Here is a 21,982-nt window from a genome sequence, read left to right on the forward strand (position 1 = left end):
ATACCTGCTGACCGGCCATGGCTTGCCCTGATGAAGTCTGCGGCCGCTACGCGGCCTTGTCTTCATCAGGGCCATAGCGGCTCCCGAACCAGCGCTTCCCAATGTGCTACGGCACCGAGACGTTCGGCGAGATGGACGCGGCCGCCAAGCACGCGATCAGCCACCGCGCCGACGCCTTCCGCCAGCTTGTCGCCGCGGTGTTCTGAGGCAAGGGTGGGGAGCGCACTCTCTCCACCCACACTTCGTCACCCCGGACTTGGGTTCCCATCAAAGTATTACTTTGATGGGTTCCCTGCTCCGCGGTCCACCGGGCCGCAGGGGAGTGGCCGGAGCCTCCAGCCTCCCCCCTCGCCGCAGAGTGGACCCCGGATCAAGTCCGGGGTGACGGAGCGCGTTAGGCAAGGCCACCCCACCCCATGACGCCCCACCCAGACCCCGCCCTCGTCCGCGGCTGGCTCGCGGCCCGCTCCCTCGCCCGCGGCCTCCCCGCACCCGTGGCTGACCATGGCGGCTGGCGCGTCGACACCGCCACCGAACCCGAACGCCAGCGCTACGTCTTCGCCACAGCCGGCCCCGGCCTCGACCATCTCGCCGCGACGATCACCGAACCCGCCATCTTCCTCAAACTCTGCGCCGACGCCGCCACCTTGCGCGCGATCCTGCCGCCGCGCTGGACGATCACCGACGCCAATCGCATGATGGTGACCGACGGCCCGCCGCCGCCGCGCCGTCCGCTGCCTACCGGCTATATCGCCACCACCACGCACACCGCCGGCGTCGCCCATGTCGCGATCACCGGCCCGGCGGGAGACCTCGCCGCGAGCGGCTATGCCGCCGAACTGGACGGCGTCTTCGTCTACGACCGCATCGTCACCGCCGAAGCCCACCGCCGCCGCGGTCTCGGCCACGCGCTGATGACGACGCTCGCCACCACCCGCCGCTCCCCCCGCGCGCAACAGATCCTCACCGCCACCGACATGGGCGCGGCGCTCTACGCGAGCCTCGGCTGGCGCGAATATTGCCCGTACACGAGCGCCGCGATCGTCTGAGGTTCACGCGAAGACGCGAAGACGCAAAGATGTGATCGCTCGCCGCGACAGCGGCTTCTCATCGAAAGCGACACGCAGGGCGGGAGCGCTGCCGCGCTCGAGCCATCTTTGCGTCTTCGCGTCTTCGCGTGAGTTCACCCCTCCGCAGCAAACGCCTACAACGCCACCTGCCCGAACACATTCCCAGGCGGCGCATAGCGGCACACCAGAAAATCATCCGTCCGATTGCTCGCGATCGCGCAGCCGACCGCGGTCGATCCGCGCCACACCATCTGCGTATAATGCCCCACGTCCTGCCACCGCCCGGTCCGGCTGAAGTTGGGTGTCGGCAGGTTCACAAAGTCGCGCTTCTCCGCGATCCAATGCCCCGCCATCTCGTCAAAGCGATAGGCGCCGCGCGTGCCGGTCCACAGATTTTCGCCCTGCCGCCCCGGCCCCATCGGCTGCGCGGCATGTTCGAACCGCCCGGTCCGCGCCATCTCTTCGGCATAGCCGCGCGCCGAGCTGGCAAGCGTATCGCTCCACACCAAGGGCGCCACGCCCACCTCGCCCCGCGCGCGATTGTGCGCGGCAAGCATCACCGACTTCAGCAGCACCGACCCGCGCGGCGCGGCGGACGCACTCACCCGCGGCTCGATCACCCGCTCCGGCCCCTCGGGCCCCTGCGCACAGGCCAGTAACAAGAGCGGCAGCGCAAGCGCGCGGTAGCGTTTCGCGATCATCGCCGCCATATCGGCACCATCATGATCCCCGACAAGACGCCGGCAGCCCGGCCCTTGGCGCTCTACGTCCACTGGCCGTTCTGCGTCTCCAAATGCCCCTATTGCGACTTCAACAGCCACGTCCGCGAGAGCGTCGACCAGCAGGCGTGGCGCGACGCGCTGCTCGCCGACCTCGCGCATGAAGCCGCCGCATTGCCCGGCAGCACGCTCGGATCGATCTTCTTCGGCGGCGGCACGCCGTCGCTGATGCCGCCCGCCACCGTCGCGGCAATCCTCGACGCCGCGCAGACGCACTGGACGCCCACCCCCGATATCGAGATCACGCTGGAGGCGAACCCCTCGTCGGTCGAGGCCGCGCGCTTCGCCGATCTCGCCGCCGCCGGCATCAACCGCGTCTCGCTCGGACTGCAGTCGCTCGACGATACCGCGCTCGCCTTTCTCGGCCGCGCGCACAGCGTCGCCGAAAGCCTGCGCGCGCTCGACACCGCGCAGGCGCATTTCGGCCGCGTCAGCGTCGACCTGATCTACGCCTTGCCCGACCAAAGCCTCGCCGCATGGCAGGCCGAACTCGCCCGCGCGCTCGGCTTCGGCACCGAACATCTGTCGCTCTACCAATTGACGATCGAACCCGGCACGCGCTTCGCCACCGAAGCCGCGCAGGGGCGCCTGACGATCCCCGACGGGGACACCGCCGCCGATTTGTTCGAGATGACTCGCGCGATGACCGCCGCCGCGGGCCTGCCCGCCTACGAAACCTCGAACCACGCCCGTCTCGGCGCGGAAAGCCGCCACAACCTCACCTATTGGCGCTACGGCGACTATGCCGGTGTCGGCCCCGGCGCGCACGGCCGCCGCGACGGCCTCGCCACACAGCGCCGCCGCAAGCCTGAAAACTGGCTGTCCGCCGTCGCGCGCAACGGCCACGGCCTCGAGGTGGAAGAGCCGCTCGCCCCCCACGACCGCGCCAGCGAAGCGCTCGTCATGGGCCTGCGCCTGCGCGAAGGCGTCGACCTGGACCATGTCGCGGCTTTGGCCGGCGGCACCGCCCCGATCGACTGGCCCGCGGTCGAGCGCCTGTCACGCCAGGGCATGATCGCCCACGAAGACCACCGCCTCCGCGTCACCGAAGCCGGCGCGCTCCTCCTCGATTCGATCCTGCCGCTGGTCGTCGCCGACGCCCCCTAACCACAGTCCTCCCCCGCCAGGGGGAGGACTGGAGTCACGCGAAGACGCGAAGAGGGCACGCCCGCGGCGCAGCCCCCTTCCTTCATCACCGTCGCACAAAGCGGTGCCGCCCGAGGAAAGAAAGCCTGCGGCAGCAAACGCAACACCTTAGCGTCTTCGCGTCTTCGCGTGAGCCAAACTCTTCTTAGCGTCTTCGCGACTTCGCGCGAAAACCCCTTACTTCCCAAACCCCGAAGGCGCCGGTGACACCGTCACCAGCCCGCCCGCCTGGATCTCCTGCACCTCCAGCGCCCGCTCCGCCACGCCGTCGCGACCGAAGCGGAACGCGCCGTCGATGCCCGCAAAGCCGTCGCCATCGCGCAGCTTGCTTTCGGGGAACGCGCGCCCCACCGGCCAGTCGCGCGCGATCCGCACCGTCAGCAGCACCGCGTCATAACCCAGGCTCGACAGTCGGTACGGCCCGGCATTGTAGCGCGCGCGGTACTTGGCCGCATATTGCCGGTACAGCGTGTTCGACACGCTCGCGAACCACGCCCCGCTGAGCGCCGGCTTGGCTGCCAACCCGTTCTCCGAATTCCACAATTCGGTGCCCAGGATGCGCGTCGACGCGCCGCTGCCGCGCTTGATCAGCGGCGCCGCCACCGCCGCGGTCGTGCCCGCATCGGCGACCAGCACCGCGTCATACGGCGCCTTGGCGTTGAGCCGCGTCACCGCGCCCGTCACGCCGCCCGCGGTCCGGCCATAGGTCTGCAGCGACACCACCAATCCGCCAGCGCCCTCCACCGATCGCAGGAAGGCGGTCGACGCGCGCTCGCCGTAAAGGCCGTTGGGGATGAGGCCGGCAAAGGTAGAAACCCCGCGGCTGCGCGCATATTGCACGACGCGGTCGATCGACTGACCGGGCACATAGCCCATCAGATACACGCCATTGCCCGCCACCGACACGTCGTTGGAAAAGCTCAGCACGGGCACGCCCGCCGCCTTGGCGATCGGCGCAACGGCGCGCACGTCGTCGGCCAGCAGCGGCCCCAGGATCAGCTGCGCGCCCTCGGCGATCGCACGCTGTGCCGCCGCACCCGCGCCGGTCGCGGTATCGTAATTGGTGATGCGCACCTTGTCGGTGCCGGTGTCGAGCACCGCCAGCATCGTCGCATTGGCGATCGATCGGCCGACGCCCGAATTGGCGCCCGACAGCGGCACCAGCAGCGCGACGCGGTTGCGCTGCGTGTCGCGCGGCAGCCCGGCCTCGACCGGCGCATCGGGTCGCTGCGCCTGCGGGCGGCCCGGCCGCGTCGGCGCCTCCACCGGTCCACGCGGCACCACGGTGGAACAGGCCGCGAGCAGCCCCGCCCCCAGGATCGCCAGCCAGCGCTTGACGCCGCCGCCCTTCGCAGGCTGTCCAACCGCGCTCGCCTCTGTCATGACGTTCCCCGTGACCATCGTCGAAAATCCCCTACAGCCCGGTCTTTATATCGTTGCGACCCCGATCGGCAATCTTGCTGACCTATCGCCCCGCGCCGCCGACATCCTGTCCCGCGCCGACGTCGTAGCGGTCGAGGACAGCCGAGTCACCGCCGGCCTGCTCCGCCATATCGGTGCAAAGCGCCCGATGGTTCCCTATCACGACCATAATGCCGAAGGCGTCCGCCCCGGCCTGATCGCGCGCATGGGGACGGAGGCGGTCGCACTCGTCTCGGACGCGGGCACGCCGTTGATCTCGGATCCCGGCTACAAGCTCGTCCGCGACGCCCGCGCCGCCGGCCATACGGTGGTGACCATCCCCGGCCCCTGCGCCGCGATCGCCGCGCTGACGCTGGCGGGCCTGCCGACCGATCGTTTCCTGTTCGCCGGCTTCCTGCCAAGCAAGGCCAAGGCCCGCGCCGACGCCATCGCCGAAATCGCCCCGATCCGCGCGACGCTCGTCCTCTACGAATCCGGCCCGCGCCTCTCCGCCTGCCTCACCGCCCTCGCCGAGGGCCTCGGCGACCGCGAGGCCGCCGTGACGCGCGAGATCACCAAACGTTTCGAGGAAGCGGTGACCGGCACGCTATCGACCCTCGCCACCCGCTACGCCGACGCAGCCCCCAAGGGCGAGATCGCCATCGTCATCGCCCCGCCCGGCGAAGCCCCGCCCGCCGCGATCGAAGACGCCGACGCCGCTCTGGCCGACGCCCTCACCCGCCTGCCGCTCGCAAAAGCCGCCGGCGAAGTCGCCAAGGCCTTCGGCCTGGACCGCAAAGAACTGTACGCCCGCGCGCTGACGATGAAGGGGGAGGGTTAGACTTCAGAACGGCCGAAGGCGCGCCGGCAGATCGCATGCGTCACTGACCCGCGCGTCGTTCACCGATCCCTGCGGCGATCAACAGCAATGCACCACCCGCCACACCCAAGCCCCACGCCACCCAATGCATCCGATCCGAATGCCGAAAAAAGGGCGCGGCAGCGATCACCACAGGCACCGGCGCCAGCCGTCGCACCCACCTCCAGTCTACCCGTGCGATCCAAGACATGACCCACGTATCCTCCCCGTGGCCGGCCGACGCCAACGCATTGCACTGTCCCACGAAGCGCGAATGTCGGAAAATGGGAGGAAAGCGGACCTTAGAGCGGTTTTCGATCAGTCTGCATCATATCCGCAGGCTGCAAAGTAGTCGGCGCATTCCTGTGGTGAGTAGAGGTCGAGGATGCGCCCGATGGCGTTCCATAGGCCATGGATGGTCCGTTCTGCGGCTTTGCGCAGGTGCGCCTTCAGCTTGGAGAATGCCTGCTCGATTGGGTTGAAGTCCGGGCTGTACGGCGGGAGGAACAGGAGCGTTGCGCCGACACTCTCGATGGCGGCGCGCACGGCAGGCGTCTTGTGGCTCGACAGGTTGTCCATGATGACGACGTCGCCGCAGTCCAGTTCGGGTACGAGGACACGCGTTACATAGGTGAGGAACGCATCGGCGTTCATCGGCCCGTCGAGCACCCAGGGTGCAACCATGCCGGTGCGGCGCAGACCGGCCGTGAAGGTGGTGGTCTTCCAGTGGCCAAAGGGAATGCCGGCACGCAATCGCTGGCCGCGTCGACATCGTCCATGACGGCGGGCCATGTTGGTGGACGCCCATGTCTCGTCGATGAAGACCAGCCTGTCGGGATCGAGGTCGAGCTGGCCCTCAAACCATTCCTCGCGGCGCTTCAGGACGTCGGGGCGGTCCTGCTCGCTCGCGTGGCCGTTCTTTTTTTGCGCGTAATCCCATGCCGGGCAAAGAAGCGCCATAGCGTGGCAATGCTCGTGGTCACGCCGCGCGCAGCCAGCATCTCCCGCAATTCCGCCAGGGTCGGATCAGGCTGCTGCTCGATCGCATCCAGGATAAAGGCTGCATGGTCCTCGATCTTCGCCGTACGGCGGTCGCCGCCTCGGACCTTGCCTGCTGGCGTGCCGTGAACAAGCACCAGTTGCCGCCAGCGGATCGCGCTTGCTGCGCTGACGTCGAACCGGTCGGCCGCCTGTCGACATGATAGTCCACCTTCAACAGCCGCAACGACGCGGTCCCGCAGATCACGTGATAAAGCTCGACCCATTCGCGCCAGCCTCCTTTGCCAGCACGGATCGTGAATCAGAAAACGGCCGCCATGTGAATCCCCGATGATTCAATTCGGCTGAAAACCGCTCTAGCTTGACGCCGCACTGAAGATTGCAATCCCATACGCAAGCCATGAGGCAATCGCGACAAAGTGAAGCCTCTTCAGATTTCGCACGTGCCGGTTCAAGTTCTCGTCACGAAGCTCTTTATATTGATTGTTTTGCGTGAACCGCCAAAGCCCTTGGTGCGGAAAGATAGACGACTTCTCCACCGCGAGAAAAGTGTCCGGGTGACGCTCGATCAAGGCGTCCCGCACCTTCTTCATGAACCAAACTGCGACAAACAACAGACGAAGAAAACTCCAAAGGGTATGAGGATGTAGGATGGCACGACTCGATCCAGTATGTTGTCTCCTTCTACCCGCGCTGGGCGATGTCCGCTATTGGGCGTAAGCTGCCCGTCCGCTTCTGAACGACACGAACCATCCAATACCTTGCGACCGTCGGCACACTGCACCACCCTCCCCCCATGCCTCGTCCGCCCCGTCGCCGCACCACCCAGGCGCGCCAGTCCGCCGAAGCCGCTGGCCGACGGGCTGAACGGATCGCAGGCTGGTGGCTGCGGCTGAAGGGCTGGCGCATCCCCGATCGCCGCGTGCGTACGCCGGCCGGTGAGGTGGACATCATCGCCCGCCGCGGTGCGCTGATCGCCTTCGTGAAGGCGTGAATTACACCCCGCGGCGTTATCAACTTGCGGCATGGCGTTGAAGATGAGATTCAATTTACATGACGCCATCCGCTGCCGAGATCGCCCAAGAGTTTTTGTTGGCCGTGTGGGACAATGAAACGCCTTCTATCAAGGCGCTTAGCCAATCACTCGATAGGCTACTCGCTCGTTCTCACGATATCCCTTTCGCGGATTGCTCCGATGAGGATCGGGATCCTCCGAAGATCGATATCCCTGCCCTCTACCAAGAGGTTGCCGTGCGATTCCCTGACCTCGGCATGTATCCTGTAGCCGATCCGCTCGCTCCGCTCGACGACGATAAGATGATGGCAGATGCCATTGATGACATTGCCGACATAACAAGGGATCTGCGCGAGGTCATATGGAGAGAGGCGCATCTTGGAGTTGACGATGCGAATTGGTATTTCAGGATTATGTTCTTCCATTGGGGTCGGCACGCGCGGGAGCTTTCCCTTTATCTCCACGCCCGACAATTCGACTGAGCGATGGAACGAATACCCACCAGAAGTCACCGGCAGCGACGCGAAGCCGAAGCAGCGGGTCGGCGTGGCGAACGCCTTGCGGCATGGTGGCTGAGACTCAAGGGCTGGCGAATACTTGACCGTCGTGTCCGCACTCCGGCGGGCGAAGTCGACTTGATTGCCCGAAAGGGGAACTTGATATCCTTCGTCGAGGTGAAGACCCGCGCCACCGCCGCCGAGCTCGACTTCGCGATCGACGAACGCCGCCTCGCCCGCGTCGCCGCGGCGGCGGAGGTGTTGATGCCGCGCTATGCCGGGCCGGGCGACGACATCCGCGTCGATGTTATCCTGCTCGCCCCCGGCACACGGCCGCGGCATATCGAGAATGCCTGGATCGGCTGAGCGTGTTGGATCGCCCGCACCGCAAGTGACGGATCGGGCGACGGAAAACGGGACACGCTGTCCTACGGGTCCCGGCGTCGATAGCCTCCACCCATGCCCGTCCCGTCGCCCCGCCCCTCATCGCGTCCCGTCCAAGACGCACAATCCCCCCCCCCCGCCCCATCGTCATCACAGCGCAGGCTGGGATCTCCCAACTATCGCGCGCAGCAAGCGCCGCGAGCGACCCCAGCCTGCGCTGGGGCGACGGTTGGGGGCGATCGCACCAAAGGTCGGAAGGCAGCACGATGCTCGCGCAGAGGCGCAAAGACCGCAGAGGGGTCGCACCTGCCGTACCGGTGCGATCCGTCACCCCGGTCGGATATCAAGCGGAACGCTGCGTCGCACGACACACCTCCGCGCCCTCCGCGCCTCTGCGCGCAAACCCGTTGGCTTCCCTCACAAAAAAAGCCGTTCCGCCCCCCGTCTCCCGACGACGACGTATCGTCCACTTCGTCCACTTCCGCGCGCGCTCCGGGTGACATTCCACCGCCCGGCCCCTAAGTCCCACCCCGAACCAACCCACTCGCGAGTGTGCCCATGACCCTCACCGTCGCCGTCCAGATGGACCCGCTCGATCAGATCAACATTGCCGGCGATTCGAGCTTCGCGCTGATGCTGGCAGGCCAGGCACGCGGGCACCGCCTGTTCCATTACCTCGCCGAGGACCTGAATTACGCCGACGGCCGCGTCTGGGCGAAGGCGCATCCGGTGACGGTACAGCGCCCGGCGGCACCGGGCGCGGGCGAGCATTTCCGCTTCGACGCGCCCGTCCGCCTCGATCTCGGCGAGCAGGCCGACGTCGTGCTGATGCGGCAGGACCCGCCCTTCGACCTCGGCTATATCACCGCGACGCATTTGCTCGAACGCATCGCCGATCGGACGCTGGTGGTGAACGACCCGCACAGCGTCCGCAACGCGCCCGAAAAGGTGTTCGTGCTCGACTATGCGCAGTTCATGCCGCCGACGCTCATCACCCGCAGCCTCGACGAAGCGCGCGCCTTCCTGGCGCAGCATGGCGAGATCGTCGTCAAGCCACTGCACGGCAACGGCGGCAAGGCGATCTTCCGTGTCGGATCGGACGGTGCGAACCTGTCCGCGTTGATCGAGGTGTTCAACCAGACCTGGCGCGAACCGCATATGATCCAGGCGTTCCTGCCCGCGGTGGCGAAGGGCGACAAGCGGATCGTGCTGATCGACGGCGAGGTCGCCGGCGCGATCAACCGCCTGCCGGGTGAAGGCGAAATCCGATCGAACCTCGCGGTCGGCGGCTCGGCGGTGAAGACCGAACTGACGGAGCGCGAGCGCGAGATCTGCGCCGTGCTCGGGCCGGAATTGAAACGCCGCGGGCTGCTGTTCGTCGGTATCGACGTGATCGGCGGCGAATGGCTGACCGAAATCAACGTCACCAGCCCGACCGGCATCGTCGCGATCCAGACGTTCGACGGCACCGACGTCGCCGGCCTGATCTGGGATGCCATCGAGCGCCGCGTCGCGAAGCGCGCATCGGATGGCGTCGCAGCGGAACGCGGCTGACCCCCGCGCCGTTACCCTGGGCCATGACCGAGTTCATCCTCAACGCCATCGCCCAGGGCGGCTATATCGGCATCTTCCTGCTGATGGCGCTGGAGAATATCGTCCCGCCTATCCCGTCGGAGGTGATCATGGGCCTCGGCGGCATGGCGGTGGCGCGCGGCGACATGGCGATCGTGCCGCTGGTGCTGTGGGGCACCGCCGGCACCACCGCGGGCAATTACTTCTGGTATTTCATCGGCCGCCACATCGGCTACCAGCGCTTCCGCCCGTTCATCGAACGCCACGGCCGCTGGCTGACGATGGAGTGGGAAGATGTCGAAAAGCTCCACCGCTTCTTCTGCAAGCGCGGCGGCGGCGTGGTGTTCGTGTTCCGCTTCATGCCCACCTTCCGCACGCTCGTGTCGCTGCCCGCGGGCATGACCTGCATGCCGCTGTGGCGCTTCCTCATCTGGACCTTTGCGGGCAGCCTGATCTGGAACAGCATGCTCGCTGCCGCCGGTGTCTATCTCGGGTCGAATTTCGAGGCGATCGACCGCTATGTCGGCCCCGCCGCAGTCGCGCTCAGCGTCGCGATCGTCCTCGCCTACCTCTATCGCGTCGTCACCTGGAAACCGCGCGCACGATAGGATCGGGACGCCGGTAAGGGGTTGAATGCGAGCGCAAACTCGAGACCCGCTGTCCTACATCCACCCAATCCGCTAACGCCAGTCATCCGACATTCCCGCGTCATTGCGACGGAACACCTTTTCAATGGGTGCAACAATGGAAACGATTACTCCCGATCGTTTCGCCCAAGGTGTTCCTGTTGCCCATCTTCGCCGGTCATTACGCCCGCGGATGCGCATTCCGATAGACGTCCAGCAGATGCGCCGCATCGACGGCGGTATAGATTTGCGTCGAGCTGAGGCTCGCATGCCCCAACAGCTCCTGCAACGCGCGCAGGTCGGCGCCGCGGCCCAGCAGATGCGTCGCGAAGCTGTGGCGTAGCGCATGTGGTGTGGTCCGCTCGCCGAGCCCCAGCCGCCCGCGCGCCGCGCGCACCGATCGCCGGATCATCCCCGGCGACAGCGGCCCGCCCTTCACGCCGCGGAACAACGGCTCGTCCGGCGCCGGCGCCCAGGGCATCTGCGCGGCATAGGCCTCCACCGCGGCGCGCACCTGCGGCAGCAGCGGCACGATCCGCGTCTTGTCGCGCTTGCCCGTTACCGTCAGCGTCTCCCCCAACGGCAGGACACGCGTCGGCAGCGCGATCGCCTCGCCGATGCGCAGCCCTGCGCCATACAGCAGCAGCAGCACCGCCCAGTCGCGCGCGCCCACCCAGGGTTCCGCCGCCTCGTCCGCCACCTCGCCGGCCAGCGCCATCACCTCGTCCGGCGCGATCGGCCGCGGCACGCCGGGTTTGACGCGGGGGCCGCGCAGCCGGGGCATCGCCGCATCGGGCGCCACGAACGCCAGGAACCCCCGCACCGCCGACAGCTCACGCGCGGCAGAGGCATTGCCCAGCCCCTCGCCACGCCGCGCCGCCAGAAAGGCGCGCAGGTCCGCCGCACTCACCCGGGCCAGCGCCGCTGTGGTCGGCCGCTCGCCCCAATGCGCCTGTAGGAATGCGACCAGCCGCTCCGCACTGGCGCGATAGGCGCGCACGGTATGCGCCGACCGACGCCGGTCGCGCGCCAGATGCGCCGCCCATTGCATCGTCAGGGGCATCGTTTCGTAAGGATCGGTCTCGCTCATTCCGTCGCGGTTGTGGCTCGGACCGCCCCGTGGGGGAAGGACATTTTAAGACCTTGGATGGCATGGGAAATGTCATGAACGATGCTGTCCTTCCCCCACAGGCGGCCTATGACGAAGCCGGTCGCCTGGCAGCGCTGCACGCGCTCAACCTGCTCGACAGCGAGCCCGAACGCGAATTTGACGCGGTGGTCGCGCTGGCCGCAGACCTGCTCGGCTGTCCCACCGCGCTGATCAGCCTCGTCGATCGCGACCGGATCTGGGTCAAGGCGATGAACGCGCCCGGCCCGAACGAACTTGGGCGCGACGTTGCGATGTGCGACCGCACCGTCCGACAGAATGAGCTGATGGTCATCACCGACATGACGCTGGATGCGCACTATCGCACCAGCCCCGTGGTGACCGACGCGGGCCACCGCTTCTATGCCGGCGTCCCGATCCATGTCGTCGACGGCCATGGCGTGACGCAGCCGATCGGCACGCTATGCGTGCTCGATGCCACGCCGCGCTCGCTCAACGCTGCGGGCGAAGCGGCGCTGCGCCACCTCGCGACGCTGGCCGAGGTGCTCATCGCCGCCCGGCGGAATGCGATGGAGGCGATCCGCATCGCGACGACCGGCGAACAGCTCGTCCGCGACCTTGCGCGGCAGGACAAGATCTTCCGCCAGGCCGAACGCATCGCGCGGATCGGATCGTGGCGCCTGTCGCTTGGCGATTCGCAGCTCGAATGGTCGGAAAACGTCTTTCGCATCCACGGCGTGCCGACCGGCGACCAGCCCCCGCTCAGCAAGGCGCTGGAATTTTATCCGCCATATATGCGCGACCAGATTTCGGAAACGATCAGCCGCACGGTGCGGACCGGCGAACCCTTCGATTTCGAATCCGCGCTTCACACCGCTGACGGGCGGCTGTTGCAGGTTCGCGCGGCGGGCGAGGCGGAGCGTGGCGAGGACGGCAGCGTCCAGGCGCTGGTCGGCGTGTTCCAGGACATCACCGAACGCCATCGCCTCGAAACGCAGCTGCGCCGCTCGGCCGACACCGACGCGCTGACCGGCATCGCCAACCGCGCCGCCTTCGACCGCGAACTGGATGCGGCGATGACCCGCGCCCGCACCGACGGCAGTCCGCTGATGCTGATGCTGATCGACCTCGACGGGTTCAAGGCGATCAACGACGCGCTCGGCCATGATGCGGGCGACGACGTACTGCGCCTGACTGGCGCGGCGCTGACCCAGCCGTGGCTGCGCGACTGTTTCGCGGCGCGGATCGGCGGCGACGAATTCGCTCTGATCGTCACCGCGCCCGCGCTGATCGCCGATCCGGAACGGCTGTGCCGCGGCCTGGAAGCCGCGCTGCGCGTCCCCGTCACCGCGGGCGGCATCACGATGACGAGCGCGGGGTCGATCGGCCATGCGATGTTCGATACCGACTGCCACTCGCTGCGCGACTTCGCCCGCCGCGCCGACGCGATGCTCTACGCCGAAAAGCGCAAGCGCATCGGCCGCATGCCCACGGCGCAACGGCGCGCGGGTTAGCGCGCCGCCTCCAGCATGCGCTTGCCGCGCAGGTACATCTCGAGCCGCTGCGCCGCGAACAGGCCCAGCGCCAGCGCCATCAGCACGTCGGTCGCCGCCATCGGATCGAACGTGCCGCCGCTATAGCTCATCGCCCCCCGCGCCCCGCTGCGCACGACGATGAGGACGACGATGAACAGCAGCGCGGCAGGCGACGACGTCTGGTTCAGCCGATGCGTTTCGGGATCGAACATGATCCGCATCATCTTGCCCCGCTGCCAGCCTAGCGCCGCGCCAAGCCCCAGCGCGAGCAGGCAGAAAAGCCACGCCAGCCCCTTGGGCGGATGCATCGCAAAGGCGAAGATGACGAGCGCGGCATAGGCAGCGGGCAGCATCCACAGCCGCTCCAGCTTCAGCGGCGTCACGCGGCTCATCCGCTTCCACCGGATCGCCACGACGATCGCGATGACGACGAACGGGATCGCATAGCTGATCCAGCCGCCCGCCTGATGTACCTGCATACGCTACCCCTGCCCTGTTCGGGCGAAGGGTAGCGAGCGCAGGGACCTGACGGAAGGGGAGACGCCGTTACTCCGCCGCCGCGGCCAGCGGCTGCTCCTTCCACACCAGCACCGGCTTGCGCGCCGCCAGCGTCTCGTCGAGCCGGGCCCGGGGGGCGAAGTGCGGCGCGGTCTTCAGGCTGGCATCGCCCGCCTTCGCCCGCTCCGCCACGCTGCGCAGCGCGCCGATGAACTGGTCGAGCGCTGCCTTCGATTCGGTCTCGGTCGGTTCCACCAGCATCGCGCCATGGACGACGAGCGGGAAATAGACCGTCATCGGGTGGAACCCCTCGTCGATCAGCCCCTTGGCGACGTCGAGCGTCGAGAAGCCCTCGGCCAGGTTGGCGTCGCTGAAGATCGCCTCGTGCATGCACGGCCCCGCCTTGGCGAATGGCGCGTCGAGCGTGCCTTCCAGGCTGCGCAGCACGTAATTGGCGTTGAGCACTGCATCCTCGGCGACCTGGCGCAGGCCATCGGCACCATGGCTGAGGATATAGGTCAACGCCCGGGTGAACATGCCCATCTGGCCGTGGAACGCGGTCATCCGCCCGAACGTGTCGGGATGGTCGTCGCCCGCCGTCTCTTCCTCGATCAGCTGGATATGACCGTCGGCCATCCGCGCGGTGAACGGCAGCGGCCCGAACGGCGCCAGCGCTTCGGATAGCACCACCGGCCCGGACCCCGGCCCGCCGCCGCCGTGCGGCGTCGAGAAGGTCTTATGCAGGTTGATGTGCATCGCATCGACGCCCAGATCGCCCGGACGCACCCGCCCGACGATCGCGTTGAAGTTCGCGCCGTCGCAATAGACGTAGCCGCCCGCCGCATGCACCGCGTCCGAGATGCGCTTCAGGTCGCGTTCGAACAGGCCGCAGGTGTTGGGATTGGTGATCATCACCGCCGCCACGTCCGGCCCCAACCGCGCTTCCAATGCCGCGGTGTCGATCCGGCCGTCGGGCGTCGCGGGAATGTCCTCGACGGTGAAGCCCGCGAAGGCGGCGGTCGCCGGATTGGTGCCGTGCGCCGATTCCGGCACCAGCACGACCTTGCGATGCCCCTCGCCGCGCTTCTCCAGCGCCGCCTTGATGCACAGGATACCGCACAGCTCGCCATGCGCGCCCGCCTTGGGGCTCATCGCGACGCCGTACATGCCGGTCAGCTTGATCAGCCACACCGCCAGTTCGTTGATGACGCCCAGCGCGCCCTGCACGGTATCGACTGGCTGTAACGGATGGACGTCGGCAAAGCCCGGCATCCGCGCGACGCGTTCATTGAGGCGCGGATTGTGCTTCATCGTGCACGAGCCGAGCGGGAACAGCCCCAGGTCGATCGCGTAATTCTGCCGGCTGAGCCGCGTATAGTGGCGGATCGTTTCCGGCTCGGCGAGGCCCGGCAGGCCGATCGGCTGCTTGCGCGTCAGGTCGCCCAACCGCGATCCCGCGACGTCGCCGTCCGGAAAGTCGACGCCGGTCGTCTCGGTCGATCCGATCTCGAAGATCAACGGCTCTTCCAGCATCAGCGCGCGATTGCCGGTGAAGGTCTGGCCCGCCGCATTGTCACGCGCGGTCATCTCGGGGCGCCAGCCGCTCTGGTTGATGCTCATGCCAAAACCTCCTCGAGTGCGGCGGCAAGGGTTTCGACGTCCTCCGCGGTCGTCGTTTCGGTGACCGCGACGATCAGCCCGTTGGCGAGGGTATCCTCAGCCGGATACAGCCGGCCAAGCGACACGCCCGCCAGAATGTCACGATCCGCCAGCGTGCGGACGACGGGACGCGCTTCCTTGGGCAGCTTCAGCGTGAATTCGTTGAAGAAGCTCTGCGTCACCAGCTCGACGCCCGGCACCTTGCTCAGCCGATCCGCCGCGCGGCACGCACCGGCGTGGTTGATTGCGGCGAGCCGGCGCAGGCCTGCCTCCCCGAGCAGCGTCATGTGGATCGAGAAGGCGAGCGCGCACAGACCCGAATTGGTGCAGATGTTGCTCGTCGCCTTTTCGCGGCGGATATGCTGCTCACGCGTCGACAGCGTCAGCACGAAGCCGCGCTTGCCGTCGGCGTCCACCGTCTCGCCGCAGAAGCGACCCGGCATCTGGCGGATATACTTTTCCTTGCAGCCCATCAGCCCGACGTACGGGCCACCGAACTGCAGGCCGACGCCCAGCGACTGGCCTTCGCCGACGACGATATCGGCGTCCATTTCGCCTGGGCTACGGATCGCACCCATCGCCACCGGCTCGGTAACGACTGCGATCAGCAGTGCCTTGTTCTTGTGGCAAGCATCGGCCAGCGGGGTCAGGTCGGCGATGCGGCCGAGGATGTCCGGATATTGCACGACGACGCACGACGTATCGCCGTCGATCTTCTCGATCAGCCGATCGATATCCATCTCGCCGGTCAGCCAGGGCGTCGTCGTGTCCAGCGTATCGCCGGTATATTTCGCCATCGTCTTGGCGACGCTGACATAATGCGGGTGCAGGCCAGCCGACAGGATCGCCTTGCCGCGCTTGGTGATGCGCCGCGCCATGCCGATCGCTTCCCAGCATGCGGTGGAACCATCGTACATCGACGCATTGGCGACGTCCGTGCCGAGCAGGCGCGCGACCTGCGTCTGGAACTCGAACAGCATCTGCAACGTGCCCTGCGCGATCTCGGGCTGGTACGGCGTATAGGCCGTCAGGAACTCGCCGCGCTGGATCAGGTGATCGACGGTCGCAGGCACATGATGCCGATACGCCCCCGCACCGAGGAAGAAGGGCACTTCGCCCGCGACCGTGTTCGCCCGCGCGAGCTTGGCCATATGCCGCTCGACCGCGAGTTCGGTGGCGTGATTGGGCAGGCCATGGACGGGGCCGTCGAGCCGGGCAGCCTCAGGCACGTCGACGAACAGATCGTCGATGCTGGCGGCGCCGATGACGGACAGCATCGCCTCACGGTCGGTATGGGTAAGCGGCAGGTAGCGCATCATAGGCTCCTCCCCTCCCTACAAGGGAGGGGTCGGGGGTGGGTAGCGTCCTGGTGGTACGGCAAGGCTTGCCCGGCGCGGCGGCCGTATCGCAAGCACTCCACCCACCCCCAGCCCCTCCCTTACCGGGCCCCATCGAAGTATTACTTTGATGGGAGCCCTCAGGGAGGGGAGCAGGTCTTACAGCTTCGCGACGAACGCTTCGTAGGCGGTCTCGTCCATCAGCGATTCCAGCTCGGACGGATCGCTCAGCGTGATCTTGAAGAACCAACCCTCGCCTTCGGCGTCCGAGTTGACGAGGCTGGGATCGTCGGCGAGCTGGCTGTTGCCTTCCAGCACGTTGCCCGACACCGGCGAATAGACGTCCGACGCCGCCTTCACCGATTCGACAACCGCCGCCTCGTCGCCCTTCGCCAGCGCCTTGCCGTCTTCGGGAACGTCGACGAACACGATGTCGCCCAGCTGGCTCTGCGCATATTCCGAGATGCCGACCGTGCCGATGTCACCATCGACGTCGACCCATTCGTGATCTTCGGTGAAGTAACGGCTCATCTTGACTGGCTCCAGAAAGCCTACGCCTTGCGGACGTAGCGGTGGGGAACGAAAGGCATCGGGGTGACGATGCCCTCATGGATCTTGCCGCGCTGGACGAGGCGGACGGCGGTGCCGGCGCTCGCCAGATCGGCGGGGATATAGGCCATTGCGATCGGCGCGCCGACGCTGGGGGCAAAGCCGCCGCTAGTGACGCGGCCGATCACCGCGCCGTCCGCGTCGACGACGCTCGCGCCCTCGCGCACCGGCTGGCGCCCGGCGACCGACAGGCCGACGCGCTTCACCGCCGCGCCGCTCTCGCGCTCGGCGAGGATGCGGCCGGCACCGGCGAAGTCAGCCGCCTCGCGGCGGCGCTTCGACAGCGCGAAGCCCAGGTCCGCCATCACCGGCGTCGTTTCGGGATCGAGGTCATGACCATACAGCGGCAGCCCGGCTTCGAGTCGCAGCGAATCGCGCGCACCCAGGCCGATCGGCTTCACCTCGGGCTGCTCGCACAGCGCATCGGCGAAGGCCGCAGCCGCCTCGGCCGGAATCGAAATCTCGACGCCATCTTCCCCGGTATAGCCCGAACGGCTGATCCACAGCGCATGGCCGTTCCATTCGAACGCACCCGCCGTCATGAACACGAGGCTCTCGACACCCGGCACCAGCCGCGCGACCGCTTCGACCGCCTTCGGCCCCTGCACCGCGAGCAATGCCTGCTCGTCCATCAGGTTGAGCGTCACATCGTCGGGCAGCACGTCGAGCAGATAGGCGAGATCGTCATATTTGGTCGCGCCGTTGACCACGACGTAGTAGCTCGCCTCGCCGAACGGATGTGCGCCGTCTGCCGGCAACGTCGTCACCATCAGATCGTCGAGGATGCCGCCTTCGTCGTTCAGCAGCAGCGAATAGCGGATCTTGGTCGACGCCAGGCCGGCGATGTCGCCCGGCAGCACCGCTTCCAGCGCCTTGGCGATCGCCGCCGCATCCAGGCCATCCCCAGTCAGCATCACCTGCCCCATGTGGCTGACGTCGAACAGACCGGCCGAATCGCGCACCCACAGATGCTCGGCCATGATGCCTTCATACTGGACGGGCATTTCGTAGCCGGCAAACGGGACCATGCGGCCGCCGCGGGCGCGGTGCCAGGCGTCGAGCGGCAGGTGCAGGATGGCGGGTTCGTCGCCCTCGTCGATCCCATCGAGCGGGTCGGGCAGGGTTTCCGTCAGCGTCTCGCTCATCAACCGTCTCCAGATCAAGGCCACGCGACCGTTCCCGCGGGGGCGTACCCGCCGTCACGATCCGTCGAACCCCCTCTGTCACGGGAACCTGAGAGCTTTCGCCGACGCGGCCGGCTTACCCCTTCGGTGGCCCCTAGAAGGGGCGCTTTCCAGAGTATCGATAAGGCCTGCGCGGTCCGTTTGCCTGAGAGATTCCGGGGTGGTTGCTCCTTCGGCGGTCCCTTTCGTGAGGGGCTCTCTCCCGCGCATGCCCATGACGGCTCGCACCGCCATCGACATGCGCCGCTCTGGCGAGCGGGGCCGGTTTAGTCAATTGAGAAAGCGGCCGATCGGGCCAAGTTGGGCAAACGAGACGACCGCCCCATATCCCCCGTCACCCCGGAACACGTCCGGGGTGACGACGGGAAGGCGGCGACTGACCGCCCTTACCGCTGCGCGTTATACTTCAGCTGGTCGTCGGTCAGCTGGAAGCCGACGAGCGCCTCGAACGTCGCGCGCAGCACGGCGCTGCGCACCTCGGGCTTGGTCAGCGGATCGACCGCGGCATCCTCGTCGCCGGCCTTGCGCTTCTTGGTCAATTCCTCGCGCACCGACTCCGGCAGCGTCGCCGCGGCTCGGCCGATCGTGGTCGATGCAGTGCCGCTCGCCTGCGCGCGGGTCTGGCCTGCATCGAAATGCACCGTCACCGTTCCCTTGCGCTTCGCCGTCACCGCCGTGCCGCCGCGCACGATCGCGATATAATAGGGCAGCGTCACGTCGCGCGCCGCATCGGCGCGGGTGCGGCGGGCGAGCACGTCGAAGGTGATCGTCGTCGTGATGTCGTCGCCCACGTCGGCGCAGGTGCCGCGGACGTGCGTCATGTTCGCGACCACGTCGATCGCATTCTCGTCGCGGCTGGTCGCCGGATCGAACAGCGTGATGTCGCCGGTGCCCGCCGCGACGCCCACCGTCGGGCAGGCCGAACGCACGGCGGTGATGCCGCCTTCCACGATCTCGCCCTTGCCCGCGCAACCGGACAGGATCAACGCGAGGGCGCAAAGGCCGATTGCCGGGGTTTTCACGAGGACGCGTACCTTTGTCGAACGAGCAGGACCAGCGCCGGCGCGGGGCCGGCGTTGCGGCGCGCACCATAGGAACCGCCTTTCGCGCGCGCAAGCAATCGCGTAAGCGGCAGGATATGGCCTCCATCTCCGCAGACGCCGCCGCCGGCACCGCCCGGCTTCCGCTCGACCTGCTGATCGCCGCGCCGCGCGGCTTCTGCGCCGGGGTCGACCGCGCGATCCGCATCGTCGAACTCGCGATCGAAAAGCACGGCGCGCCCGTCTATGTCCGGCACGAGATCGTCCACAACAAGTTCGTCGTCGATACGCTGAAGGCGAAGGGCGCGATCTTCGTCGAAGAGCTGGACCAGGTGCCCGACGGCGTGCCCGTCGTCTTCTCCGCGCATGGCGTGCCCAAATCGGTGCCCGCCGCCGCCGAGGATCGCGGGCTGTCCTATCTCGACGCGACCTGCCCGCTGGTGTCCAAGGTCCATCGCCAGGCCGAACGGCTGGTCGATGCCGGCCGCCATATCGTCTTCATCGGCCACGCCGGCCATCCGGAGGTCATCGGCACGTTCGGCCAGGTGCCGACAGGCGCGATGTCGCTGATCGAGACGGTCGAAGACGCCGAGGCCTTCACCCCGCCCGATCCCGCCAACCTCGCCTTCCTGACGCAGACGACGCTGTCGGTCGATGATACCGCCGCGGTCGTCGCGACGCTGCAGCGCCGCTTCCCGCTGATGCAGGCGCCGCGCGGCGAGGACATCTGCTATGCGACGTCGAACCGGCAGGCCGCGGTGAAGGCGATCGCCAGCCAGTGCGATGCGATGCTGGTGATCGGCGCGCCCAATTCGTCCAACTCCGTCCGGCTCGTCGAGGTCGCGGAGCGCGAGGGCATCCCCGCGCGGCTGATCCAGCGCGCCGCCGATCTCGACTGGTCGTTCCTCGACGGCGTCGGCACGCTCGGCATCACCGCCGGCGCATCGGCGCCCGAACAGCTGGTGCGCGAGCTCGTCGACCTGCTCGCCACCCGCTACGACGTCACCGAGCGCGAGGAAGAGACGACGCGCGAAACGATCGCCTTCAAGCTGCCGCGCGGGCTGGAAGCAGCATAAGCGCTTCTCCCCTCCCTAATCAGGGAGGGGTCGGGGGTGGGTGGCGTCCAGGCGAAACGGCCACCGGGCGCCCGACGCCGCCGCACCACGAGCACGCCACCCACCCCCCAGCCCCTCCCTGAGAGGGAGGGGAGAAAGAGAGACCGTCATGGCCGTCTACACGCAGGTGTCCGCCGAATCCCTCGACGCCTTCCTGCGCCGCTACGACGATGTCGGCGATCTCGTCTCGGCCAAGGGCATCGCCGAAGGGGTGGAGAACAGCAACTATCTCGTCGACACCACCACCTCGCGCTTCATCCTGACGCTGTACGAAAAGCGCGTCGATGCAGGCGACTTGCCCTTCTTCCTCGCCCTGCTCGACCACCTCGCCGCGCGCGGTTTGCCGGTGCCGCCGGCGCTCGCCGATCGCGAAGGCATCGCGATCCAGACGCTGGAAGACCGGCCCGCCTGCCTGATCCGCTTCCTGACCGGCATCTCGCTCTCGCGCCCCACGCCGCAGCAAGCGGTCACCGCTGGCGCCGCGCTCGGCCGCATGCACGGCGCGGTTGCCGATTTCGCCGGACAGCGGCCCAACACGCTGGGGGTGGCGGACTGGCGCCCCCTGCTCGACCGCTGCGGTCACGACCTCGATGGCATCGCACCCGGCCTCTACGGCCGTATCGACACGGCGCTGGCCGCGGTCGAGGCCGCCTGGCCCCGCCATCTCGCCACCAGCGTCATCCACGCCGATCTGTTTCCCGACAATGTGCTGATGCTGGGCGACCAGGTGACCGGACTCATCGATTTCTACTTCGCCTGCAACGACATCCGCGCCTATGACGTCGCGGTGATGCACACCTCCTGGGCCTTCGATTCCATCGGCGCGCCGCTCGATGGCGTCGGCTCCGCGGTGCTCGCCGGTTATGACGCGGCGTTCGGCTTGTCCGCCGAGGAGCGCGCGGCGCTGCCCGTGCTGGCGAAGGGCGCGTGCATCCGGTTCCTGCTGACCCGCGCGTGGGACTGGCTCAATACCCCAGCCGATGCGCTGGTGACGCGCAAGGACCCACTCGCCTATCTGCGCCGCCTCGACTGGTATGACGCGCATCCGGAGGCTTTCGCATGACCGAACCGCAACTCGTCGAAATCGCCACCGACGGCGCGTGCAAGGGCAATCCGGGCCCCGGCGGCTGGGGCGCGCTGCTGCGCTTCGGCACCCACGAAAAGGAATTGTCGGGCGGCGAGACGCTCACCACCAACAATCGCATGGAATTGACCGCCGCGATCGAGGCGCTGCGCGTCCTCACCCGCCCGTGCCGCATCCGCCTGTCGACCGACAGCAAATATGTGATGGATGGCCTGACCCGCTGGATTCACGGCTGGCGCAAGAACGGCTGGCGCACCGCCGACAAGAAGCCGGTCAAGAATGCCGAACTGTGGCAGGCGCTGTTCGCCGAAACGCAGAAGCATGAGATCGAGTGGGTCTGGGTCAAGGGCCACGCCGGCCACCCCGACAACGAACGCGTCGACAAGCTCGCCAGCGATGCGGCGCTGGCAGCAAGCCGCCCGGCGAGCTGACGCCATCCCGCTCGCTACCCGGCCGCGGAGCCGG

At 67.5% G+C, this 21,982-nt stretch carries 21 protein-coding genes, 2 pseudogenes and 1 riboswitch; of the genes and pseudogenes, 13 read left to right on the top strand and 10 right to left on the bottom strand.

Annotation, left to right across the window (positions count from 1 at the left end; all coding sequences use genetic code 11):
- Positions 1 to 119: 119 nt before the first annotated feature.
- Both ACP690_RS16505 and ACP690_RS16510 read left to right on the top strand, forming a co-directional pair.
- Positions 120 to 206: pseudogene (locus ACP690_RS16505) on the top strand (non-canonical purine NTP pyrophosphatase); the annotation flags it as partial.
- A gap of 210 nt (positions 207 to 416) precedes the next feature.
- Positions 417 to 1,049, top strand: coding sequence for a GNAT family N-acetyltransferase (locus ACP690_RS16510; protein ID WP_426261732.1), 633 nt, complete (start codon positions 417 to 419; stop codon positions 1,047 to 1,049).
- A 155-nt stretch (positions 1,050 to 1,204) separates the two neighbouring features.
- Here the strand turns inward: ACP690_RS16510 and ACP690_RS16515 are convergent, their stop codons facing one another.
- Positions 1,205 to 1,780, bottom strand: coding sequence for a CAP domain-containing protein (locus tag ACP690_RS16515; RefSeq protein WP_426261731.1), 576 nt, complete (start codon positions 1,778 to 1,780; stop codon positions 1,205 to 1,207).
- Positions 1,781 to 1,792: 12 nt separating this feature from the next.
- On the opposite strand from ACP690_RS16515, the gene hemW reads away from it, so the two are divergent.
- On the top strand, positions 1,793 to 2,956 hold the full coding sequence (gene hemW / locus ACP690_RS16520; RefSeq protein ID WP_426261730.1) for a radical SAM family heme chaperone HemW: 1,164 nt from the start codon (positions 1,793 to 1,795) through the stop codon (positions 2,954 to 2,956).
- A gap of 216 nt (positions 2,957 to 3,172) precedes the next feature.
- Here the strand turns inward: hemW and ACP690_RS16525 are convergent, their stop codons facing one another.
- Positions 3,173 to 4,378 carry a penicillin-binding protein activator gene (locus ACP690_RS16525; protein ID WP_426261729.1) on the bottom strand — a complete coding sequence of 402 codons (1,206 nt, stop codon included), beginning with the start codon at positions 4,376 to 4,378 and terminating at the stop codon, positions 3,173 to 3,175.
- Between ACP690_RS16525 and rsmI the strand changes: the two genes are divergently transcribed.
- Entirely contained in the window at positions 4,377 to 5,237 is an 861-nt protein-coding gene (gene rsmI, locus ACP690_RS16530) for a 16S rRNA (cytidine(1402)-2'-O)-methyltransferase (RefSeq protein WP_426261728.1), read from the top strand. The genes ACP690_RS16525 and rsmI overlap by 2 nt on opposite strands.
- A gap of 336 nt (positions 5,238 to 5,573) precedes the next feature.
- Here the strand turns inward: rsmI and ACP690_RS16535 are convergent.
- Positions 5,574 to 6,520, bottom strand: a protein-coding gene (locus ACP690_RS16535) for an IS630 family transposase (RefSeq protein WP_426261727.1) whose coding sequence is annotated in 2 segments (ribosomal slippage) — positions 5,574 to 6,169 and positions 6,169 to 6,520 — 948 coding nt in all. Because the reading frame shifts where the segments join, the coding sequence is not laid out codon by codon here.
- 530 nt (positions 6,521 to 7,050) lie between these two features.
- On the opposite strand from ACP690_RS16535, the pseudogene ACP690_RS16540 reads away from it, so the two are divergent.
- The 5 genes and pseudogenes from ACP690_RS16540 to ACP690_RS16560 all read left to right on the top strand — a co-directional run.
- Positions 7,051 to 7,242 (top strand): annotated as a pseudogene (locus ACP690_RS16540) (YraN family protein); the annotation flags it as partial.
- Positions 7,243 to 7,307: 65 nt separating this feature from the next.
- On the top strand, positions 7,308 to 7,751 hold the full coding sequence (locus tag ACP690_RS16545; RefSeq protein ID WP_426261726.1) for a hypothetical protein: 444 nt from the start codon (positions 7,308 to 7,310) through the stop codon (positions 7,749 to 7,751).
- A gap of 3 nt (positions 7,752 to 7,754) precedes the next feature.
- On the top strand, positions 7,755 to 8,132 hold the full coding sequence (locus tag ACP690_RS16550) for a YraN family protein (RefSeq protein WP_426261725.1): 378 nt from the start codon (positions 7,755 to 7,757) through the stop codon (positions 8,130 to 8,132).
- 576 nt (positions 8,133 to 8,708) lie between these two features.
- A complete protein-coding gene (gshB, locus tag ACP690_RS16555) occupies positions 8,709 to 9,704 on the top strand; it encodes a glutathione synthase (RefSeq protein ID WP_426261724.1) in 996 nt (331 codons plus the stop codon).
- Positions 9,705 to 9,727: 23 nt separating this feature from the next.
- The gene (locus ACP690_RS16560; RefSeq protein ID WP_426261723.1) at positions 9,728 to 10,330 is read left to right on the top strand and encodes a DedA family protein; all 603 of its coding nucleotides are present in this window, start codon (positions 9,728 to 9,730) and stop codon (positions 10,328 to 10,330) included.
- 199 nt (positions 10,331 to 10,529) lie between these two features.
- On the opposite strand, the gene ACP690_RS16565 is transcribed toward ACP690_RS16560, so the two are convergent.
- Positions 10,530 to 11,399, bottom strand: a complete 870-nt coding sequence (locus ACP690_RS16565; RefSeq protein WP_294313950.1) for a tyrosine recombinase XerC — start codon at positions 11,397 to 11,399, stop codon at positions 10,530 to 10,532.
- A gap of 113 nt (positions 11,400 to 11,512) precedes the next feature.
- Here ACP690_RS16565 and ACP690_RS16570 point away from each other — a divergent pair, with 113 nt between their 5' ends.
- A complete protein-coding gene (locus tag ACP690_RS16570; protein WP_426261722.1) occupies positions 11,513 to 12,970 on the top strand; it encodes a diguanylate cyclase domain-containing protein in 1,458 nt (485 codons plus the stop codon).
- On the opposite strand, the gene ACP690_RS16575 is transcribed toward ACP690_RS16570, so the two are convergent.
- The 6 genes from ACP690_RS16575 to ACP690_RS16600 form a co-directional block, all read right to left on the bottom strand.
- The gene (locus ACP690_RS16575; RefSeq protein ID WP_426261721.1) at positions 12,967 to 13,470 is read right to left on the bottom strand and encodes a CcdC protein domain-containing protein; all 504 of its coding nucleotides are present in this window, start codon (positions 13,468 to 13,470) and stop codon (positions 12,967 to 12,969) included. The two genes, ACP690_RS16570 and ACP690_RS16575, sit on opposite strands and share 4 nt — an antisense overlap.
- Before the next feature lie 67 nt (positions 13,471 to 13,537).
- Complete coding sequence (gene gcvPB / locus ACP690_RS16580; RefSeq protein WP_063686425.1) at positions 13,538 to 15,109, bottom strand: aminomethyl-transferring glycine dehydrogenase subunit GcvPB; 1,572 nt, start codon at positions 15,107 to 15,109, stop codon at positions 13,538 to 13,540.
- Positions 15,106 to 16,464 carry an aminomethyl-transferring glycine dehydrogenase subunit GcvPA gene (gene gcvPA, locus ACP690_RS16585; protein ID WP_426261735.1) on the bottom strand — a complete coding sequence of 453 codons (1,359 nt, stop codon included), beginning with the start codon at positions 16,462 to 16,464 and terminating at the stop codon, positions 15,106 to 15,108. The genes gcvPB and gcvPA overlap by 4 nt, the downstream gene beginning before the upstream one ends.
- A 180-nt stretch (positions 16,465 to 16,644) precedes the next feature.
- Positions 16,645 to 17,016 (bottom strand): glycine cleavage system protein GcvH, encoded by a 372-nt coding sequence (gene gcvH / locus ACP690_RS16590; protein ID WP_426261720.1) that lies wholly within the window; start codon positions 17,014 to 17,016, stop codon positions 16,645 to 16,647.
- A gap of 20 nt (positions 17,017 to 17,036) precedes the next feature.
- On the bottom strand, positions 17,037 to 18,239 hold the full coding sequence (gene gcvT / locus ACP690_RS16595; RefSeq protein ID WP_426261719.1) for a glycine cleavage system aminomethyltransferase GcvT: 1,203 nt from the start codon (positions 18,237 to 18,239) through the stop codon (positions 17,037 to 17,039).
- 162 nt (positions 18,240 to 18,401) lie between these two features.
- Positions 18,402 to 18,493, bottom strand: a riboswitch (glycine riboswitch).
- Positions 18,494 to 18,664: 171 nt separating this feature from the next.
- A complete protein-coding gene (locus ACP690_RS16600) occupies positions 18,665 to 19,264 on the bottom strand; it encodes a hypothetical protein (protein WP_426261734.1) in 600 nt (199 codons plus the stop codon).
- A 152-nt stretch (positions 19,265 to 19,416) separates the two neighbouring features.
- Between ACP690_RS16600 and ispH the strand changes: the two genes are divergently transcribed.
- The 3 genes from ispH to rnhA all read left to right on the top strand — a co-directional run bounded on the left by ispH (position 19,417) and on the right by rnhA (position 21,948).
- Positions 19,417 to 20,394 (top strand): 4-hydroxy-3-methylbut-2-enyl diphosphate reductase, encoded by a 978-nt coding sequence (gene ispH, locus ACP690_RS16605; protein ID WP_426261718.1) that lies wholly within the window; start codon positions 19,417 to 19,419, stop codon positions 20,392 to 20,394.
- Between the two features lie 148 nt (positions 20,395 to 20,542).
- Positions 20,543 to 21,496: a homoserine kinase gene (thrB, locus tag ACP690_RS16610; protein ID WP_426261717.1), complete on the top strand. Its 954-nt coding sequence runs from the start codon at positions 20,543 to 20,545 to the stop codon at positions 21,494 to 21,496.
- Positions 21,493 to 21,948, top strand: a complete 456-nt coding sequence (gene rnhA / locus ACP690_RS16615; protein ID WP_017980045.1) for a ribonuclease HI — start codon at positions 21,493 to 21,495, stop codon at positions 21,946 to 21,948. The genes thrB and rnhA overlap by 4 nt, the downstream gene beginning before the upstream one ends.
- The last annotated feature ends 34 nt before the right edge of the window (positions 21,949 to 21,982 follow it).

The sequence above is a fragment of the Sphingomonas sp. DC4900 genome (assembly GCF_049896485.1).
GTDB classification, from domain to species: domain Bacteria; phylum Pseudomonadota; class Alphaproteobacteria; order Sphingomonadales; family Sphingomonadaceae; genus Sphingomonas; species Sphingomonas aquatilis.

Coding starts and splice junctions, on each gene's coding strand:
- ispH (WP_426261718.1), top strand. CDS start 19,417: ATGGCCTCCATCTCCGCAGACGCCGCCGCCGGCACCGCCCGGCTTCCG.
- ACP690_RS16510 (WP_426261732.1), top strand. CDS start 417: ATGACGCCCCACCCAGACCCCGCCCTCGTCCGCGGCTGGCTCGCGGCC.
- hemW (WP_426261730.1), top strand. CDS start 1,793: ATGATCCCCGACAAGACGCCGGCAGCCCGGCCCTTGGCGCTCTACGTC.
- ACP690_RS16515 (WP_426261731.1), bottom strand. CDS start 1,780: ATGGCGGCGATGATCGCGAAACGCTACCGCGCGCTTGCGCTGCCGCTC.
- rnhA (WP_017980045.1), top strand. CDS start 21,493: ATGACCGAACCGCAACTCGTCGAAATCGCCACCGACGGCGCGTGCAAG.
- gcvPB (WP_063686425.1), bottom strand. CDS start 15,109: ATGAGCATCAACCAGAGCGGCTGGCGCCCCGAGATGACCGCGCGTGAC.
- ACP690_RS16570 (WP_426261722.1), top strand. CDS start 11,513: ATGAACGATGCTGTCCTTCCCCCACAGGCGGCCTATGACGAAGCCGGT.
- ACP690_RS16525 (WP_426261729.1), bottom strand. CDS start 4,378: ATGACAGAGGCGAGCGCGGTTGGACAGCCTGCGAAGGGCGGCGGCGTC.
- ACP690_RS16575 (WP_426261721.1), bottom strand. CDS start 13,470: ATGCAGGTACATCAGGCGGGCGGCTGGATCAGCTATGCGATCCCGTTC.
- ACP690_RS16550 (WP_426261725.1), top strand. CDS start 7,755: ATGGAACGAATACCCACCAGAAGTCACCGGCAGCGACGCGAAGCCGAA.
- ACP690_RS16560 (WP_426261723.1), top strand. CDS start 9,728: ATGACCGAGTTCATCCTCAACGCCATCGCCCAGGGCGGCTATATCGGC.
- ACP690_RS16545 (WP_426261726.1), top strand. CDS start 7,308: ATGACGCCATCCGCTGCCGAGATCGCCCAAGAGTTTTTGTTGGCCGTG.
- gcvH (WP_426261720.1), bottom strand. CDS start 17,016: ATGAGCCGTTACTTCACCGAAGATCACGAATGGGTCGACGTCGATGGT.
- ACP690_RS16565 (WP_294313950.1), bottom strand. CDS start 11,399: ATGCAATGGGCGGCGCATCTGGCGCGCGACCGGCGTCGGTCGGCGCAT.
- thrB (WP_426261717.1), top strand. CDS start 20,543: ATGGCCGTCTACACGCAGGTGTCCGCCGAATCCCTCGACGCCTTCCTG.
- rsmI (WP_426261728.1), top strand. CDS start 4,377: ATGACGTTCCCCGTGACCATCGTCGAAAATCCCCTACAGCCCGGTCTT.
- gcvT (WP_426261719.1), bottom strand. CDS start 18,239: ATGAGCGAGACGCTGACGGAAACCCTGCCCGACCCGCTCGATGGGATC.
- gshB (WP_426261724.1), top strand. CDS start 8,709: ATGACCCTCACCGTCGCCGTCCAGATGGACCCGCTCGATCAGATCAAC.
- gcvPA (WP_426261735.1), bottom strand. CDS start 16,464: ATGCGCTACCTGCCGCTTACCCATACCGACCGTGAGGCGATGCTGTCC.